This is a genomic window from Sphingobacteriales bacterium, from assembly GCA_016706405.1.
In the GTDB taxonomy this organism is placed as follows: domain Bacteria; phylum Bacteroidota; class Bacteroidia; order Chitinophagales; family UBA2359; genus BJ6.
Genome location: JADJJT010000002.1, coordinates 1,288,948 through 1,308,502 on the forward strand (window position 1 = coordinate 1,288,948; position 19,555 = coordinate 1,308,502).

Annotated in this window: 13 protein-coding genes and 1 pseudogene; 6 read left to right on the forward strand and 8 right to left on the reverse strand. The window is 40.8% G+C overall.

What is annotated here, in order from left to right; all coding sequences use genetic code 11:
• Window positions 1-70: 70 nt before the first annotated feature.
• Window positions 71-3,091: a phosphoribosylformylglycinamidine synthase gene (locus tag IPI59_11310; protein MBK7528118.1), complete on the forward strand. Its 3,021-nt coding sequence runs from the start codon at window positions 71-73 to the stop codon at window positions 3,089-3,091.
• Between the two features lie 201 nt (window positions 3,092-3,292).
• Here IPI59_11310 and IPI59_11315 read toward each other — a convergent pair whose 3' ends face one another.
• The 4 genes and pseudogenes from IPI59_11315 to IPI59_11330 all read right to left on the reverse strand — a co-directional run bounded on the left by IPI59_11315 (window position 3,293) and on the right by IPI59_11330 (window position 7,806).
• A complete protein-coding gene (locus tag IPI59_11315) occupies window positions 3,293-3,835 on the reverse strand; it encodes a DUF4377 domain-containing protein (GenBank protein ID MBK7528119.1) in 543 nt (180 codons plus the stop codon).
• A gap of 97 nt (window positions 3,836-3,932) precedes the next feature.
• Complete coding sequence (locus IPI59_11320) at window positions 3,933-4,409, reverse strand: hypothetical protein (protein MBK7528120.1); 477 nt, start codon at window positions 4,407-4,409, stop codon at window positions 3,933-3,935.
• Window positions 4,410-4,411: 2 nt separating this feature from the next.
• Window positions 4,412-6,238 (reverse strand): hypothetical protein, encoded by a 1,827-nt coding sequence (locus IPI59_11325; protein MBK7528121.1) that lies wholly within the window; start codon window positions 6,236-6,238, stop codon window positions 4,412-4,414.
• Window positions 6,239-7,037: 799 nt separating this feature from the next.
• A pseudogene (locus tag IPI59_11330) lies at window positions 7,038-7,806 on the reverse strand (IS5 family transposase).
• A gap of 206 nt (window positions 7,807-8,012) precedes the next feature.
• Here IPI59_11330 and prmA point away from each other — a divergent pair.
• The 3 genes from prmA to IPI59_11345 all read left to right on the forward strand — a co-directional run bounded on the left by prmA (window position 8,013) and on the right by IPI59_11345 (window position 10,519).
• Window positions 8,013-8,867: a 50S ribosomal protein L11 methyltransferase gene (gene prmA, locus IPI59_11335; GenBank protein MBK7528122.1), complete on the forward strand. Its 855-nt coding sequence runs from the start codon at window positions 8,013-8,015 to the stop codon at window positions 8,865-8,867.
• Window positions 8,868-8,901: 34 nt separating this feature from the next.
• Complete coding sequence (locus tag IPI59_11340; protein MBK7528123.1) at window positions 8,902-9,597, forward strand: TIGR00730 family Rossman fold protein; 696 nt, start codon at window positions 8,902-8,904, stop codon at window positions 9,595-9,597.
• Window positions 9,598-9,661: 64 nt separating this feature from the next.
• A complete protein-coding gene (locus tag IPI59_11345) occupies window positions 9,662-10,519 on the forward strand; it encodes a pantoate--beta-alanine ligase (protein ID MBK7528124.1) in 858 nt (285 codons plus the stop codon).
• A 23-nt stretch (window positions 10,520-10,542) separates the two neighbouring features.
• Here IPI59_11345 and IPI59_11350 read toward each other — a convergent pair whose 3' ends face one another.
• Both IPI59_11350 and IPI59_11355 read right to left on the reverse strand, forming a co-directional pair.
• Window positions 10,543-12,861, reverse strand: a complete 2,319-nt coding sequence (locus IPI59_11350) for a TonB-dependent receptor (GenBank protein ID MBK7528125.1) — start codon at window positions 12,859-12,861, stop codon at window positions 10,543-10,545.
• 146 nt (window positions 12,862-13,007) lie between these two features.
• Window positions 13,008-13,781 (reverse strand): hypothetical protein, encoded by a 774-nt coding sequence (locus IPI59_11355; GenBank protein MBK7528126.1) that lies wholly within the window; start codon window positions 13,779-13,781, stop codon window positions 13,008-13,010.
• A 119-nt stretch (window positions 13,782-13,900) separates the two neighbouring features.
• Here IPI59_11355 and IPI59_11360 point away from each other — a divergent pair, with 119 nt between their 5' ends.
• Window positions 13,901-14,431 (forward strand): hypothetical protein, encoded by a 531-nt coding sequence (locus IPI59_11360; protein ID MBK7528127.1) that lies wholly within the window; start codon window positions 13,901-13,903, stop codon window positions 14,429-14,431.
• A 133-nt stretch (window positions 14,432-14,564) separates the two neighbouring features.
• Window positions 14,565-15,227, forward strand: a complete 663-nt coding sequence (locus IPI59_11365) for a LysE family transporter (GenBank protein ID MBK7528128.1) — start codon at window positions 14,565-14,567, stop codon at window positions 15,225-15,227.
• A 28-nt stretch (window positions 15,228-15,255) separates the two neighbouring features.
• Here the strand turns inward: IPI59_11365 and IPI59_11370 are convergent, their stop codons facing one another.
• Window positions 15,256-16,932 (reverse strand): DUF1501 domain-containing protein, encoded by a 1,677-nt coding sequence (locus IPI59_11370; GenBank protein MBK7528129.1) that lies wholly within the window; start codon window positions 16,930-16,932, stop codon window positions 15,256-15,258.
• Between the two features lie 149 nt (window positions 16,933-17,081).
• Window positions 17,082-18,698, reverse strand: a complete 1,617-nt coding sequence (locus IPI59_11375; protein MBK7528130.1) for a DUF1800 family protein — start codon at window positions 18,696-18,698, stop codon at window positions 17,082-17,084.
• Window positions 18,699-19,555: the final 857 nt, after the last annotated feature.

Genomic DNA, 19,555 nt, shown 5'->3' on the forward strand with positions numbered 1-19,555 from the left:
GCCCTGTTTTCAACTTTTTCCTGAAAAATTTACCTGCCTTCCTTACCTTTGTAACTTAATTGCTGTATTTGTGAGTTATTCGTTTATTCAGTTAGCCCTGCACCCGCATTTGCGCGATGTTTTTGGAGATGCCATTGCCCAACGGTGTCAACAATTTTTAAATATCAATACCGGAAAAATTAAATCGTCTCGGGTGTTTGTAGTAGATTATCACCTAAACAACCACCAGTTAACGGCATTTAGCAACGCTTGCCTTTATGACGAGGTAATGAATACCCAATATATTAACAGTTTGCTAATTCCCGAAGGATATGGCTCGTATATTGCAGTTGCCAAACTTCCGGGCGTTACCGACGACGAAGGGGCCTCGGCACAAAAAGCTTTAGCCGATTTTTTAAATGTCCCATTAGATACAAATACACAACACATTTACACCCAGTATATTTATTATTTTGAGCAGCCACTTACCCGCCCACAATTAAAAAAAATTGCCGAAGAACTGTTGGGCAATAAACTTATTAACCATTTTCAATACGATTCACTGTCGGCAATTAACGACCTGCAAACAGCTAAACTGTATGTGCCAAAGGTAAAACTTGCCGCCGACCTAACGGTAAAAGATATTTCGCTCAATTTAACCGATCCGGAATTATTAGACCTCTCGCGTAAAATGTTGCTGGCTTTAAGTTTAGACGAAATGAAAGCCATACAAGCGTGGTTTGCCAATACTACAACAGTACAACAGCGGTTGGCCGCAGGTTTACCCGCTAATCCAACCGATTGCGAACTCGAAATTTTAGCCCAAACATGGAGCGAACATAGTAAACACAAGGAGTTTAACGCTATAATTCACTATACCAACCATGTTACCAACCAAAAACAAACTATAAAATCACTATTCAAAACGTATATAAAAGGTGCTACCGATGCCGTTACTGCCTCACTTAAAGCCAACAATAATAATTGGTTGGTAAAAGTATTTACCGATAATGCCGGTGTTGTTCGCCTTAACCCCGAACAACTTTTTGTCTGGAAAGTAGAAACTCACAATTCACCTTCGGCACTTGACCCTTACGGCGGTGCCATTACAGGCATTTTAGGCAATAACCGCGATCCATTAGGAACAGGCGTTGGCGGCGCTCGTTTGTTGTTCAATACAAATGTGCTTTGTTTTGGAAATCCGTTTTTTTCCGGAAAATTGCTTACCGGACAACTGCATCCCAAACGAATTTTTGAAGGAGTAGTTAAAGGTATTGAAGATGGCGGCAATAAATCGGGCATACCTACGGTAAACGGCAGTATTGTTTTTGATGACCGGTTTAGCGGTAAACCCCTTGTTTATTGTGGTACTGGTGCGCTATTGAAACCCGATTACCACGGCTTGCCTACCTGGGAAAAACCTATTGCTACAAACGACCGCATTTTAATGGGCGGCGGGCGCGTGGGCAAAGATGGTATTCATGGCGCAACATTTTCGTCTATCGAAATTGATGAACATTCGCCGGCCTCGGCGGTGCAAATTGGCAGCCCCATTACCCAAAAATTGCTAAACGATTTTCTAATAAAAGCCTGCGAAGCGGGGCTTGTAAAATGCAGTACCGATAATGGCGCAGGTGGTTTGTCGTCTTCAATTGGCGAATTGGCAACTATATCGGGTGGAGCTTTGGTAAACCTCGAAAAAGTACCGCTAAAATATAGTGGACTGCGTCCTTGGGAGATATTTTTGTCCGAGTCGCAAGAGCGTATGACCATTGTAGCAGATCCGGAAAAAGTACCCGCCCTGTTATCATTAGCTGCACACATGGAGGTAGAGTTAACAGATATTGGCTGCTTTACTAATTCGGGCAATTTAGAAGTTAGGTTTAACAATAACTTATTGGCTTTATTATCGTTAGAATTTTTACATGACGGCGTGCCTCAAAAAATCCTTGAAGCTGAATGGCAACAGCCACAGTTAATAGAGCCACAAATTCCGGATAATGAAAATTATAACGAGGTATTATTGCGACTAATGGGCAGTTTAAATATATGCTCGCGCGAGGCCATCATCCGCCAATACGACCACGAAGTAAAAGGGCGCACGGTTATTAAGCCCTTAATGGGTGCTCAGGGTAAGGCTCCGCAAGATGCAGCCGTAGTGCGCACCCATTTTGAACATTACGAGGGGGTGGCAGTCTCTAATGGAATATTGCCACGTTACGGCGATATTGACGCTTATCAAATGTCGGCGGGTGCCTTTGACGAAGCAGTTAGGCAAATTATTGCCGTAGGCGGATTGTTGCCAAATAGGAGCGCCGATGATGGCATTGCCTGGTCGGTGAACGATAATTTTTGCGTTCCCGATTCCGTATATCACCCCGAAACTAATCCGGATGGGAAATTAAAATTGGCAAAATTGGTACAGATGTGCCAGGCGCTTTACGATATGGCGGTTTTTTTCGACATTCCGCTTACTTCGGGTAAAGACAGTATGAAAAACGATTTTAAAGCCGATGGCGTGAAAATTTCGGTGCCACCAACGATTTTGTACTCAATGGTTGCCAAAATTCCGGATATCCGGAAAACTGTAACATCGTATTTTAAAGCATCGGGCGACCTTATTTATCAACTCGGCGAAACGTATAACGAACTTGGTGCTTCAGAATATTATGCTTTGCATGGTTATTTAGGGGCTAATTTGCCAATTGTAAGGCCTAATAATGCAAAAGACTTGTATCAAATGGTAATGAGGGCTAATGCGAAAGGACTTATTCAAAATTGCCACGACCTTAGTGATGGTGGTTTAATGGTTGCCCTAACGGAATGTACTTTTGGTGGTTTGGGTGCTAAAATTGAAGTTTCGGGTTTGCTAAATACTAATCAGGACGTAAATTTACAAGCTATTCTTTTTGCCGAAAGCCACTCGCGCTTTGTGGTGTCTGTTGCCCCAGCGCATCAAATAAGTTTTGAAGCTATTATGGGCAAGCGCGCTATTTTGTTAGGGCAGGTTACCGCACAGCCCCAACTAATAGTTACCTGCCAAAATACAACGTGTATTGACTTGCCAACTGAAGCCTTGTTGCATGCTTGGGATGCGGGACTTGGGTTGTAAAATAAATTTATGCTTATTAAAAAAAGCCTAATTGGCGAGGAAAACCTTGCCAGCGAGCAACGTTAATAAATAGTATTTTTGACGGGCAAAAAGGGGTCTGTCTAAATAAGGTTGTAACCAGCTAAGCCATAATTATCGACAGATTTTCAATGCTTAGTTGCCTTTGACCTTAAAAACCTATATCTTTAACGATTCAGTGCCTTACTCTTTCTTATCCGGAATGTTTTTTATAATTTCGATTAAATTTATTCCGTCCTTGGTGTGTTGAAAAATACCCGCCTGCCCGTATGCTATTGAATCGCATGAAAAAACACCTGTATTGATGACGATTTCGCCTAAATACGTGCATTTTTTGCCATCAGAATCCACCATGTTATACCCGTTAACTTTCAAAGGCAGTTCAAAACGAAGGCTTGCGGGTACTTTTTCTTTTTTTATTAGTTTTTTTAGCCGGTAGCTGAAGGAAGAAGCATCTGCCATTGGATTTTCGATTTTTAGTTTTTCTACTTCTATTTCGTAGTTATGTCCCCATTCATAATTGAAACCTTCTATTGAATCGTAAAAAAATTCGGTCTCTCCATCTTCTGTACGAATTAAATAGCAGAACTGAACACCCTCGCCCTGGCAGGGTGCTTGGTAATGCAGTATATTTAAGTGCTGCAAATTTTCTGTTTTGAGTGACGAATTGAACCCAAATACCATTGCTGCAAGGAACGAAAGAAGGTTATAAACAAAAAACAACATATTGTTTTGTATTAAATATTTATAAATAGCTGTGGGCTAAAACAATTTTTTAGCCCACAGCAAAAGCAACGCAAAATAATTTTTCTTATTGTGCTATTTATCTGGTTCTTGTTCTAGTAGTTTGTATAGGCGTTCCAAACACCTGTACTTCGGCAAGGCTCAAGCTACCGCTTCCGGGTGTTTTTGCATCATTTGTATCTATGTATATTCTAATGTATCGGGCTTGGCGATTTATAGGAACAGTGCGGTTTTTTTGGTTGGGGTCTTTAAAACTAAACGGACCGAGATTTTCATTACGATTTTTAAATTCGTCCACACCCATATGTCCACAAACAGTTTGATAGTTTGTAGATGTCATAGTGCCGTTACCGTTATTTTTATAGGTTCCTCCACCTGTAGTCCTTGCTCTTATTATATCAGCAGCACCGGTTGCCACCCACAAATTTTGTTGTTTACTCCAGCAACACTCATCTGTTCTGTTCCATATTACAATTTTTTCTACGTTGTGTATAGCACCAAGATCAACCTCCCAATAGGGGCATGCGCCTTCATCGGTTTGGTTCACCGACCCCATACTTAATCTTCCGTCTGTATTACCGTCAATAACCTTAGGGGCATTGTTTTCGATTCCTTGGAAGAGTGGCGATTGGGATGCAGTTTTGCCAATTGCAATATTCCCCTCGTTTGTGTTGCAGTACTTGTTGGTTGTGTCGGCTGTGTTGGTTGAGTTGGTTGTTTTTGGTTCGGAGCAGGTGCTGTAGCCCATATTTCTTCTCCGGATGTGGTAACAAGCCTTAACCGGCCGTCATCTGTTAATTCGGCGTGCTTAACTTTGTTTAGTATTATTCCTGCAACGTTATCTTGTCCGGTAGTTGCGCAATAATTCTTTTTTAGTTTACTGTCTATGCAAACATTTCCATCGGGGTTGAGGCTTAAAAAGCTTACAGCAGGTGGGTTGCCCCATTGCCCTTCTAAAGGAAAACGATATACTTCTTTAAATTGGCAGTTATTGCTGTTTAGAATCTCTTCTATCACAAAATTGCCATCGGTTGTGCCGCGAAGTTGGAAACGACCGTTTGCCGATACCAATTTTTCCTTTTCTAGTATGCGGTTGCCAAGATTTAAGATGGTTTGGTATTTTTTAACCGCATCTTTTGCTTCACAGTTAGAAGCGCTCGTTGCCGTGCTTGGAGCAGTTGACGTGCTTGGCGCAGTTGGCGGGGTTGTGGTGGGTTTGCACGAGCCAGGTGGGTAAATAGAGGCAATAGCTGCAATATCGCCGGCGCTTATGGCTTCGCGTTGCCCCATATTTGCAGGTGCCGTACCACTTTTTACATCAATAGTATTTCGGCCATTCTTAGAAAAAGCGGTAGCAAAATAATGCATTATCGAGCCAAAATCGTAAGCACCAATATTGGTAGCCTTATCCTCCTCTCTAGTGAAATTATGCTTTTTGTCTTCGATAATATTGCCAAAATTTATGGTAACATATTTATCGCGGTCTTCGCGGCTTTGCGTGTGGCTGAAACCGGCAGCATGTAATAACTCGTGGGCAACTGTGCCCATTCCCGCTTTATCAATTGAAATTTTCTGCATACCACCACTCCTTCCAACATCCGACCAGTTTCCAGATTCGGAGACAAACTCAACATAGTCTTTTTCATTTGTTCGAGGTATTATACACAGGTTTGTTTTGGTGTTTAACTCGTTGATGCCCGCTAAAATAATATCTCTTTTGCTGTGCCCGGCAGGAAGAACATACGGGATGGTAGAATTTGGCCATCTTCTGGAATTATCAGCATCATTAGATGGGGCGGGGGTATTGGTAAAATCTTCAACTTTTCCTAATACCATATCACTTTGATAAATAACTTTTCCGTCTGGGGTTATTTCTACCTCAACATTTTGTGCTTTTTTAGACATTGGCAGCACAATATTTAATTGTTTTTTTGTTGTAGGACCGCTGTAACCTTCGGCAGGTTTATATTTGGGGTCTATGGCACTGGTGTTTCCGGAATTATTATTGCCCGGCGGACTGTTCCATACTTTTTTGTTTGCAGCCGTGTACAAGCAAAGGCTACCGTCATCTTCCAAAATAGCGCGAACAGGCTTCCATTCATTTGTTCCGTACTTAGGGTCAAAAAACGCTTGTGTTTGGCTTGACCACGCTGCCTGATTGTTGCGGTCATAAACTACTAAATTTCCATCTGCCTGAAAAGTTAAATAGCTTCCGCCGCCTTTGGTAGCCATACTACACCAAACAAAAGCATCGCTGCTGCTGTAGATACAAAGGTTTCCGTCGGCTTGTACAGTCAGATAATGGGATTTGTTGGCGGAATGAATACGTTGTCCCTCGGTAATTTTGCTGCCAACAGTAATTGTACCGTTCCCCGATTGTGCCATAATAGATAACACGGAATAAAACAAGAACAAGGCAAAGAAAATTAAATTTTTCATAAATAACTTAAATATTAAGTTTGTAGTAAAAAAATATCGCCATGAAAAGACAGAACCTGCAAATAGCTATTATAGCTTTCTATTTTCGGTTTTTGTTTTTTCTGACACGCAAAGGTTCCATGTAAATTCCTAAACCTAAAATTTTAGGGATAAAAACTAGGTTTTTAGGGATAGAATGTAATTACAGCTGTGATTTCCTATAATTTTGCGCCTTTGAAGGGACAATTTTGGTGCCTCGCGAAAATCGAATTTTGTATTGTCAACTAATTTAGCACATTACTCTTCTTCTATCTTTTCTAAATAGAGAATAGAGGCAACAATAAGAGTAATAACCTTAATATGAAAGCTAAAAATTTTGACCCAGCCGTAATATATATTGATACAAGGGCAGCCAAAATTCCGGATATCCGGAAACAGTTTTACCATCTGTTATACAGAGGAAAAGCCAAAGTTTTGTGTCCGTAATAATAAAGGTCAATGCGCAGGGCTTTTTCAAAGAGACCACCAGTTTAAAGAGGTGGTTTAAATTGGCATTAACCGAGTGAAGTTTGAGTGATTTAAAACTAAAATGTCTGTTTTTGAAAATTTAGGCAATAAAAAAAGCAGGATAAGAGGGGTTACCTCTAATATCCTGCTCCCAATCACTACACTCAACTCACATTTAAGACACAAAGTAACGAAAAGGTAACGACTTTAACAAGTTTTTTTTCATTTTTTTTTAAAACTTTTAGAGCCTGTCTAAATTTTATTTTCTAATTCTATTAAGCATCAATTTTATCATGGCAAGTTGGATCATTGTCTGGCTCGTTTCGGTTTGGAACTCAAAGTCTTTACTCAATCTTCGATAGCTTTCGAGCCATGCAAAAGTTCTTTCAACAATCCATCTTTTTGGCAATACTTCGAATTTCGAGGCTGTATTCGATCTACTTACAACCTCAACCACCCACCCAAACGTTTTGCGGGTATTTTCAATTAACTCGCCTCTATACCCGCCATCAGCTACTATCTTTACCAATCTGCAAAACCTGCCTCTGAGGTCAGCTATAACCATTGGGGCTGATTTACTGTCATGCTCATTTGCCGCATGAACCACAACCGCTAAAAGTAGTCCCATTGTATCTACAATAATATGCCGCTTTCTGCCTTTAACTTTTTTACCCCCGTCAATCCCTCTGCACAAGCCTCCGACGCTTGTTGTCTTTACCGCTCTGGCTATCAATTATACCAACACTTGGCGATGAAGCCCTGCCTGCTTGCTTTCGAGTCTTATCCCTGAGTATTTCATGGATGAGTTCTATCGTCCCATCCTTCTTCCACTTGGTAAAATAGTAGTAAACAAGCTTCCATGACGGAAAATGGAACGGCAGCATGCGCCATTGACAGCCAGTTTTAAGCAAATAGAACAGCGCATTAAAAATTTCTCTTAAACTGTGTTTTCGTTTCCGTTTGTCGTCTAAAATGCCTAATATTGCACTCCATTGACTATCGGTGAGACTGCTTGGGTAGGTTTTCATTTTACTTTATGTGTTTGATTTTTCATAAAGCTATGAATTATTATTTAAACGTCAAACTGATAGTCTTTTATTCACATCTCTTTTAATAACTTTTTTCCTATCAATTTTTAGGACTGGCATGCCAATTTTTAATTTTTAGACAGTCTCTTATTTTTTTTCATTTTTGGGCTAATTGACCTATTTTTGTCGCCACATTTTTAACAATTATGGGTTACTTACAAGTTTTTTATTCTATTTCTACTACTGAGCTAATTGAAATTGCTATGGCCGAGCTGAGTGAGATTGGCTACGACGGATTTGAATTTACAGAAATAGGTTTATGTGCCTATATTCCGGAAGAGTATTATAACGAAGCGAACATGTTAGAGGCTATTCAATTTTATCCGGATATAAAATGGCTATACACGCAACCTCTTCCTGATATTAATTGGAACGCCGAATGGGAAAACAATTTTGAACCTCTAATTATCGGTGGTAAATTATTAGTACAAGCTCCTTTCCATGCTCAACAGTCGCTTATAAAAGAAAACTACCCCTACACTATTACCATTGACCCCAATATGGCTTTTGGCACAGGGCACCACGAAACTACGGCGTTAATGCTTGAAGCTTTGCTTGAAATGAACCTTAAAGGTCATAGCTTTTTAGATTTTGGATGTGGAACTGCCATTTTAGCTATTATGGCCGGACTTAAAGGGGCGGCAAATATTGTTTGTATAGACAATGATGCCCACGCTTGTAAAATAGCTGCCGAAAATCTTTTAGCACATCAACTACATAATATTAGCACCGTTATTGTGGGCAATGATACGGCAATTGCTACCGCACCTAACCAGCCTTACAAAACCATTGTGGCTAATATTACCCGCAATATTATTTTAGAGTCGTTAGCCAATTTAACCCACGCTTTGGCAGCAGGCGGCTCGCTACTGCTTAGTGGCTTACTTCATGCCGATGTACCATTTATAACAAACGCACTACAAAATTACCCAAACTTACAAGTAAAAAATGTAACCTACAAAACCGAATGGTGTTTGATTGAGGTATTGAGCTTAGTGTAAATTTACTGATTATTTATTTTTATAAAATTTTATTATGACACCATTAGAGCAACATCACCAAAAAAACTGGTCTGAAGTTAAAGCAGAATCTTCGTGGCGTATCCTAAAAATTATGTCCGAATTTGTTGATGGATTTGATACGATGGCACGAATTGGGCCGTGTATTTCTATTTATGGGTCGGCGCGTACCAAGCCAAACAGCCCTTATTACAAAATGTCTGAAGCAGTAGCCAAAAGATTGGTTCAAGATGGATACGGTATAATTACTGGCGGAGGCCCAGGCATTATGGAGGCAGGCAATAAGGGGGCATATAACGCTGGCGGCAAGTCGGTAGGTTTAAATATAGATTTGCCTTTCGAGCAATTTCATAATCCATATATTGATGCCGACAAACTGCTTAACCATCGTTACTTTTTTGTCCGGAAAGTGATGTTTGTAAAATATGCCCAAGCATTTATTTTTCTTCCGGGTGGTTTTGGTACTTTAGACGAATTGTTCGAATGTTTAACCTTAATACAAACTCAAAAAATTACGCGCGTTCCAGTGGTTTTAATGGGTACTGATTTTTGGTCGGGGCTAATGGCTTGGATTAAACAAACCGTATTAGAAACTGAAAAGAATATTAATCCAACTGACCTTGATTTGATTAGGACGACCGATGATGTTGACGAGGTGGCCAATATTATTAACGCATTTTATGAAGCAGAAGGATTATCGCCTAATTTTTAATTTTGCTGCCTACCTACTTACCTGACATTATCAACTAAATTAACATCAACTAATTATTGCAACCATGTTTATTTTTAAAACTGTGGCCCAACTGCAAAATTATTTACAACAACAGCGAAACCAAGGCAAAACGATTGGTTTTGTTCCTACAATGGGGGCTTTACATGCCGGTCATTTATCTTTGATACAAATGGCAAGCCAACAAACCAATTGTACGGTAGTTAGTATTTTTGTAAATCCAACACAGTTTAACGAAAAAGATGATTTTGAGAAATATCCCCGACCTGTTGAACGCGATATGGAGCTATTAGCAAGCCACACTGGTTGCAATCTGCTTTTTTTGCCCGATGTTGCCGAAGTTTATCCCTCTGGATTGCCGCCGCAACAACCTTTTGACTTGGGCGAGGTGGCATTGCCCATGGAGGGCAAAAGTCGCCCTGGTCATTTTAATGGGGTTGCACAGGTAGTAAATCGCTTGTTAAATATTGTACAACCTACAGCTTTATTTATGGGGCAAAAAGATTTCCAGCAAGTAGCAGTTGTGCGGCGTTTATTGGCTTTAACCAATAGCACCGTCCGGTTAGTGGCCTGCCCTACCTTGCGCGAACCAAACGGGCTGGCTATGAGTTCGCGCAACGAGCGACTAACACCACACGAGCGCCAAATGGCAGGTGTTATTTACGAAGCCCTGCAATGGGCAGCACAGCAGTTTAATAACCCCGAATGTTTGCCACAGCAAGTTCAACGGTATTGTATAGAGCAGCTAAACGGCGTTGAGGGTATGCACACCGAATATTTTGAAATTGTTGATGCCCAATTTTTACAACCTTTGGTGCTGTGGCAAACTCAAACGCCAACTGTTGCCTGCGTAGCAGTGCGCTTTGGCGCAGTTAGGTTAATTGATAATGTGTTAATAAATTAAAAAACCATTTTTTCGAATTGCATTTATATCACTTTAAACCGAATACCGGCATACACGGTTTGTTTTTCAAGTGGCCCCCAAACATTAGCGGCATCAAACTGTGGGCTATACGGTGTTTGAGCTTTAATTACGGGCATGTGTTGGGTGTAACCTGTTAAGTTTTCGCCACCAACATAAAAACTCCATTGCTTATGGTTGTAAGTAATTTGTGATTGCAAGGTAATATAATCGGGCGAGTAAGCAACGTCATCGTTATCGGGCTGGTGGTTATTGTCGTGTTGTGTAGCCGCCAAATGGTTGGTAAGTGCTGCCTTACCTTGGTAGCGGGTGGTAATATCGGCTTGCCAGGCTCTGTTGCGTGTGCGGGCGCTAAGCGATAGTATTGCGGTATGGCGGGGCAAAAATGGCACCGGCAACCATTTATCGTTGTAGGTAGCAAAGGTATAGTCTAATTTATAAGCAGCCTTGGCGGTAAATCGGGGCAGCCATTCGCCCGATATTTCGGCTTGAAAACTGTTGGCAATTGATTTTCCGGATAAATTATAAAAGCGCAATTCGTTGCTATTGCTATAGGCATCAACTATTACCTGATTAATAAAATTAGTCCGGAAAAAATCTAACGAAATCTGTCCATCTCGCCGTTCAATATAAAAATTATGTACTAAACTGGCTCCATAATTCCAAGCATCTTCCGGAAGCAATTTTTCAGTTATATTTAAGGTGCGACCGGTAGTAAATATAGCCATGTTTTCGGCATAAATTTTGGCAGTTCTAAAACCACGCCCACCCGATAAACGCAGGGCTGTTTGCGGTGTAAGGTCAAATTTGAAGTGCATACGCGGTAAAACATACCATCCGGAATTGTTTAAGTGGTCAACCCGCAACCCCAGTACGGCAGTTAGTCTTTTAGGAACGCTATACGAATATTCGCCGAACACGCCTGGAATTATTTCTTCTGGATTAGCTGTATTTTGGTTGAAATTTTCGGCATAGGCATCGTAGGCAAAACTTAATCCGGAAGTAAAACTATGCCGTTGCGAGCTAGGGTGTCCATGTTGAAAAATAAGATTACCATAGGCGCTTTTTTGGGTGGCATCGTAATTTTGTAATCCAAAAAATGCTGTTTGATGATGCCAAACACCAGCCCATTGCAAACCTATACTTTGTTTATCATTAAATACGTAGCCTGTCTTTCCAAATGCTTCGAGGCGCGCCGTTTCAATACCAATTCCATAGCCGTTATTTATGGTTCTGGGTTGTGTTTTATCGTAGCTTGTTTGCCCTCCTGTGCGGTCTTCGTACAAACCTTTAAGGGCAAACTGTATTTTTAGCTTGTCGGTATCGCGTTTCCAGCGCGACAAAACATTGTAAGCAGTTAGTTGCGGCGAGTCTAAAAAGCCATCTTCGTTATGGTCGTTTTTAATAGGATGGGTGTTAGCATTAAACAACAAGGCGGTTGACCACGGCGATTTTTTAAAGCGGTGTGCATAATTGGCGTTAAGCTCGAGCCGGGCCATACTATTGCCAAATACATTTAAGTAAAGTCGCTCGGCCTTGTCGGGTTTTATATATTCAGTATTAATTTGCCCGGCTATTGACGAAGGGCCGTTCATTACCGAGCCGCTACCTTTTGCAATCTGAATATTTTCTATCCATAATGCCGGAACGTAAGTTAAGCCAAACGGGGCGGCAAGGCCACGCATTAAAGGCATGCCTTCAGAAAGTAATTGGGTATAACGTCCGGCCAAGCCCAACATGGTAATTTCTTTGGCACCTGTTACACCATCGGCATAATTTACCCCTACCGTAGCATTGGTTTGAAAACTTTCGCTTAAATTGCAGCAGGCTGCCCTGCATAGCTCTTGGGCGGTAACGTTTTCGGTTTTAATGGTGCTAAGGCGCGAAATAAAAGTTGAACCGCGCTGTGCCAACACCTCAACTTTATTTAACTCAAGGCCGGGCTGCATTAAAATGGTAATGGGCTGATTGATACTGCTGGCATCGGCAAAGTTTATAGGCAACAACGTTTTAGGGAAGCCAACAAAACTAACGGCCAAGGTATCAAATCCTGGCAAGGGGGCAATTTCAAAATGGCCAAATTCGTCGGTTATTACTCCTGTTGTGGTGCCATGCCAATATACGCCTGCGCCAATAATAGGGTATCGTTCGTTTTTACCTTGAATTTCTTCGTAAACAAAACCACGCAGCAACATGGTGTCGTTGGCTGAGGTTGTTGAAGCGAAATGAGTTTTTTGGGCAAATGTATTTTTGTTAAAACTTAAAGCAAAAAATAAAATACCAAACCAAAAAACGAGCTTAAAAATGTTATTATTTTGTTTCATGGCGCAAAATTACGGCAAGGGCAGGCCACGTTTGGTACATAATTTTGAGTATTTGTAGTATTTGTAGCTCAATACTAGTGTTTTAACTTAATTTAATTTGTTTTGATGTGTTTTTTATCCGGATAAAATAAAAATTGCTCTTTACCTCATTTTGTTTCCGGATATTTATTGTGCACCGAAATTTCTAACACGTAGGCACGTAGTTTTGTTAAAACTTTATTATCCGACAAAACTTCTTGGTCGCCCATAATTGCATTCATCTCTTTATCGCTTAGTGGCTTGCCACCTTCATCATAGGTCAGTTGAAATCCTATACAGGGCATCTCTTTTTCAAAAGCTCCGCCTTTAAAATTGCAACAGCTACCGCCATAATCCCAACCAAATCCCGAAAAACCTAATGGTACGCCGCCGTTTAATTTTTGCAAATCTTGTACCGTTGTAACACCAATTTGTATGCCGTTAGCCGTTTTATAAGGGCTTTTTTCGTGTTTGGCAACCAATGAGCTAATTTTATTGAAATTTGGAATTAACATATCTTGTCCGGGTTTGTCAATCCCCTCCCAAATTATTTGTATTTCGCGGGGGGTGTCGCGCAATACATACGTGCCAATGGTTACGGGCATACCTTCGGCGTAAAGTGTATCGCGGGTTACGTTAGCCTGCCCATATTTTCGAATTATGTCGGCTTCTGTGTCAGTTAAATTTACTTGGTCTATACCGTTGCAACTAATTAGGTTGTTTGATGGGGCAGGCGGAGTTGTCTCTGAATTTGTAGCTGGTTGAGGCGTGTTATTGGCAGGAGCAGTAGTGGTAGTAGTGGGGTTGTTTTGGTTTGACGGAGAAGTACAACTTGTGTATAGTCCCAGTATTTGGCAAAATAATATGCCAATTAAAGCGTAAGTTTGTGCTTGTTTTAACATAACTAATATAAGGGATTTAAATTTAAGATAAATATTTTAAGAGGAGCAGGCTTATTGCCTAATTCGCCCTCAAATGTAAGATGTTTTTAGATCGATTGACCTAGAATAAATTAATTTTTATGCAAATAGAAGCCATGTTGTTAGCTAAACATGCAAAAAGTACGGCTGTAGAGGTTGCCGATTTGGTAGTCAATCATCCGGATGCGTTTATGCCACAGTATATTGCTGCTTTTTGTAGCTCCAATAAAATTATTAGTCAAAGGGCGGCATGGTCGCTGCGGCTAATAGCCCAACAAAACGCCAATTTGTTGGCACCTTATTGGGGTGAATTGTTGCAAAAGGCCACACAACCAAATTTGCACGATGCTACCAAGCGAAACATTGCCTGCACCTTAAAGGATTTAGGGCTTGCTGCGCCGGCCAAACATCTTGGGCAAGCTATTGACCTTTGTTTTACCTGGCTGCAAAACCCAGCCGAAGCTATTGCAACTAAATGTTATGCCATGCGCTTTTTAGCCCAAATTGCCCAAAAAAAATACCCCGACCTAAAACCCGAACTTATAGCCATCGTTCAACAAAATTTACCTTATGGAAGTGCGGCCTACAAAGCCAGTTCGCAACAGATACTAAAAAAGATAATGCCTAAATAGATGATTACCCGCTAAATTTCAAGTAGTTAACTCAAAAAAAGGCATATATTAAAAAAATATTCATTTTTTTCTTGTAAATTTGCACGTTTTTTTCAAATCTGCTCTTGTCAAGAGCAAACTATGTTTTAGCGTTATGATTCAAGCCTTGTATTTTGGTGCGGCAGCCAGTTTTGTTGGGGCATTACCTCCCGGATTAATTGGGTTAAATGTTATTGAAACAACCACCCAAAAATCAATACGGTTGGGTTTGTGGTTGGCATTGGGCGCAGTTGTGGTCGAAATTATACAAGTTGCCCTTTGTTTTTTAATTATTACTTTGCTGCCCCACGAAAAAGAAATGGTACAAACGGTGCTTACCTATACTGGTATAACAATATTAATAGTTCTTGGCACCTGGTATTTTTTTAAGCAATCCAGCAATTTATTAGCGCAATTAAAATCGGAGCACGACCCTAATTCGGAGAGCAAAATCCGGATGAAAAAATACGGTATAAACAACAATGCCTTTGTTAAAGGCGCATTTTTTAGCAGTTTAAATACACTCGTGTATCCGTTTTGGCTATTTTATATCGGATACGGTTTATCGAACCATATTATTAGCACCCAGCTAAGTACGGCTACAGTATTTATTTTAAGTACCGGATTAGGCACTATGATGGCCATGTTGCTTTTTGCCTTTTTAGCAAAAAACTATTTCAGTAAAATAAAAAATCTGAACTTGTATTTAAACAAAGCGGTAGCCCTTATTTTATGGGCCATAGCGGGTATTGCTATCCTCCGGATTTTGCTTAACTAAACTAAGCAGCAGCAATTGGCTTCATTTGTTATTTTACCACTACTAACTGTGTTTTTTGTGCAATTTGTCCGTCATTGGTTAAAACTTGTATAATATAATTGCCGGCAGCAACGCGGTTTAGGCCAATTGGCAACAAGTTAGCCCCAGCCTGTAGGCTTAACGCACGTTTTTGAACCACCTGCCCTGCCATATTACATATATTTAATTGTGCCTCGGTGTTAATGGCCGATGATAGCTGCAACCAAGCAATATTTTGTGCCGGATTTGGGTAAACCGTCATTTGTGCCGCACCAATGGCAGTATTATTGGGCAAATCTATGCTTGTGGCAATTGTATCTATATAGCAATCGGGGTCAACAACGGTACTACTTTGCAAGATATTAAGTTTTTGGGTTTGATATTCCTCAAACATAGTAGCTGTTAAGCATGAACCAGATGCCCCTAACCAGTCTTGTAAAATAGTTGTAAACACCTGCCTGTAGTCGTGTTGTGGGTTTTTAAGTTGCTCGCCATTCTCAAGGTCCGAAAGGTTGACGTTAGTACCCGATACGCCTGCCTGCAAGGCATTACCAAATATAAACATAGGTGCTAAGGTGCCGTGGTCGGTGCCAAAATTGCCATTTTCGGCGGCTTTGCGGCCAAATTCCGAGAAAGTAACGGTGGCTACTTGGTCGGCTAATTTTAGCAAGGCCAAATCAGCATAAAATGCTTCGATGCCTTGCGACAAGCGTGTTAATAGCTCGGCGTGGGTGCCAATGGTTGTATCGGCGGTATCTACCTGTGAATTGTGCGTGTCGAAGCCACCTAATTGCACTAAGTATATTTTGGTTTTGCAACCGCCGCTAATAAGGCGGGCAACCGTTTTAAGCTGGGCTGCAAATGTTTCGCCGGGGTAAGTGCCTAAATTTTGTCCGGCATTAAATACAGCCGATATACGCTCGGCATACACACTGACATTTTTTTCTACGTCAGAAATGTACTGCAACTGGTCGCCGTAGTCTGAGTTAGGCATATTGGATATTGGCTGCCCGCCAATTGTCGAAATAAGGCTGTAAAAGCCGGCGGGGTCTTGCCCGCTAAGATTAATGGAGGTGGCATGTTCGGCTTCGGAGTGAAAACCGAGCGAAGGTTTGGGGTCGCCAAGTTGTATGCCAAGTGGGTCGGGCATTTGGGTGCTGGGGTTTCCGGCTACGCCAGGGTAGGTATAAGCCAAATATCGCCCCATCCATCCCGAGTTTATATTGTAGTTTTCGGGGGTGCCATCACCGCCGGTAAGCCATAAATCGGTGGCTTTAAAATGAGATTTGTTGATTTGTTCGTAGCCAACGCCTTGCACAATGTGCATTTGACCGCTGTCGTACATATTTTTAAAACTGGTTAAGGCCGGATGCAATCCAACTTGGTCGGCTAAAGGCAGGGTATTGTCTAAGGCAATAAGTCCGTTTGTGCCTTTTTCCGGAAGTTTTATGGTAGGTCGTAATTGGGCGTAAGTGTCGTATTGATTAAGCGGCACAATAGTATTTAAGCCGTCGTTTCCGCCTTTTATTTGTACTAATACTAAAATACGGTTTTCAATGCCATCGCATGCGCCCGATAGTGCGTTTAACAAAGCGTTTGGGGCAAATGCGCGCGCGGTAAATCCGTTTATGGCAATAGGTGCCAAAGCTAAAGGCGAGGTTATTTTTAAAAAATTGCGGCGATTCATATATTATTTATTGTAAGATTTTAAACAGATAGGTGCTAAGTTTTGTGGGTTGTGTGTAATGATTTTTGCGGTTACAAATTATTATTGCTGTTTTATCCGGATATTTTTGTTTGGTTTGTTAAGAAAAAGGCTCCGGTTTTTTATTTATTCTAAAAAACTTGATATTCGGGGGCAATCATAAGTGCATTTATCAAGTTATTAAGGGCTGCTTTTACCTCCCCATCTTCGCTGGTTTTAATATAGGCATCCCATTCGTAATTCCAGTCTTCTACAGATAGGCCGTCTAAAAATACGGTGTATAAAAAATGGTTATAGCGGTCGGTGTCGGGTTGTTCGGGGTGCAGGTAGCTAATTAACTCATATACTACTGTTTCGGCATCGTAAGGGTTGCTTATATTGTTTTTTATCCAGTTCACAATATCAAGTTGGGTGCCTAAGGTTAATTTTAACGAGGCGACTTTGCCATACAGTAATGCTTCGGGCATTTTATAGCGGGGTATAATTGAACTGGCATTGAACCACAAGCGCGTGTAGTCGGGTTGTTGGTAGTAAGCGGGGTAGCCGGCCACATCGGGGGGGTAAAATGGGTCAAATCCTTGAATGGCATAAAAAGCGGATATGATGCCTTTAGACCAAAATTTTGAATAGTGGTCGTCGGGGTTAGTTTTGGGGTCGGCAATTTGTAGTTCAAAAAACGAAATAGCCTGTAGCAACAACTCAATTGGCGATTTTAAGAGACTTCCAATAATTTCGTCTTTATTATCGCTGTCGTCGGCATCGTAAAAATTTTGACTTTCAAGCAGTTGTCGAAGGGCGGGTTTTAGCTCGTAATTATTATCGTAAATAGTGGTGGCCAAGGCTTCAATTATGTCGGTTTCAATTTCGGTGGTAATATTAGTGCTAACAAAATAACGATACAAGCGGCGGGCAATAAAGCGCGCTGTTTCTTTTTGGTTAAACACCATACTAATATATTCTTGTAGTTCGGTGTGCATTTCGGCTTGTGTTTTACCACCTTTTATGGTTTGGTTGCCAAAGGCCGAGCTAAAAGTTTTATCTTCGGTATCGTGTTTGTAAATATTTGTTTTGCCCATGGCAATTCCGGTTACCGGGTCAATATTGTCGGTACGGTTGCCAAATTTAAAACCGGTTAGCACCCGTGCGCCTTCTTTTACATCGGTTTCGGTATAGTTGGTATAATTGCCTTCGCCAATTTGGGGGCCTTTGCCAATGGTAAACAGTTCTAAAAATTCGCGGGCGTAGTTTTCGTTTGGCTTTCCTTTTTCGTTAAAAGTATTATCTAAGTAGCGCAACATCATGTTATCTACGGTCATGCGGTAGGCCAATGATTTGTAGTTGCCTAAGGCATAGAAGCGCAACAAACCCAAATAATCGAAAAAATAAGGCGATTGAGCAGCATTACCCTCGGTGGTAAAACAGCCATGTAAAAAAAACATCATTTTATGGGCAATTGAGCCATCTTGCCTTGCTTCGTTGAGCCACCACCCCTTAACAAACTGGCGCAGCCCGTTTTCTATGGTTAGGGGGTCGGTGCCGCTGTTAATCCAACCTTGGCCTGTTTTGGGGTCGATGGGTTCAGCTATTGTCGGTTCTTTGGTAATAAACAGCACATCTAAGGCTTGCGAGGGGGTAAGTTCGGCAAAGCTATCAAGGGTAGCTTTTGAGTAAGCATAACTGGCACGGCGCAATAAGTGCGCAGCCAAGCGCAAACCAAGTTTTTGCGTAAAAGGAGCTATTGAGGCCATAAAAATGGTTTATGGATGTATAAATTAAAAAATAATTGTTATGATTATAGTATTGCTTAAATTGTTTCCGGATAACGCTAATCTGAAACCACAAATCCAATAAATCTATCCGGAAATACAAAACACAATGCGAATTTAAACTAAGTTTATTGAATAGACAACTGACCAATGATTTTTATTCGCGGTAGCTGAAAAAAAATAACAAAACTGCCTATTTATTCATAGTGCTTTTGTTTTATATTAACAAGTAATATTTGAGTTTTTTCAGAATAGTATTTTCAGTTTCGATTTAAAAACACCCAAAGGCATATCCGGATTAAAAAATGGCAGCGATGGGCAGAATTCATTTAAAGCGGTTAAATAGTTACAAACGAAGAATGGGGAATATCACCAAAATCTTATATTTTAGTTAAGTGGCAACAAGTAAAGTTAAGTGGTAACGAAGGCGAACCAGTTAATTTTAATAATATTACCTCACTTTTACATTCTTTAACTAAAAATTTAGTTGATGCGAAAAAATGTAATTTACCTTTGCACCAAATTATTTACAAACAAAAAATTTTCTTTCAACCATTTTAATTTATTTAAACACATGAATCGTTTAATTATTAGTATCGGTATGGTTTTGTTTTTAGTATTTGGCCTAACAGCCTGCCATAAAAAAGCTAACCCACAAGGCCCCGACACCAGCAGTACAGCCAATAAAACCGAGGCGACTGCCAATAACACTACAACACCAAAACCAGAGGCAAAACCAGTAGCATCAAGACCAACGACAGTAGCTAAACCTACCCCCGCAATAGCCCAGCCATCTACCACACCGGCAGCCGGTAAAGCACAAGGCCAAGATTTGTCGG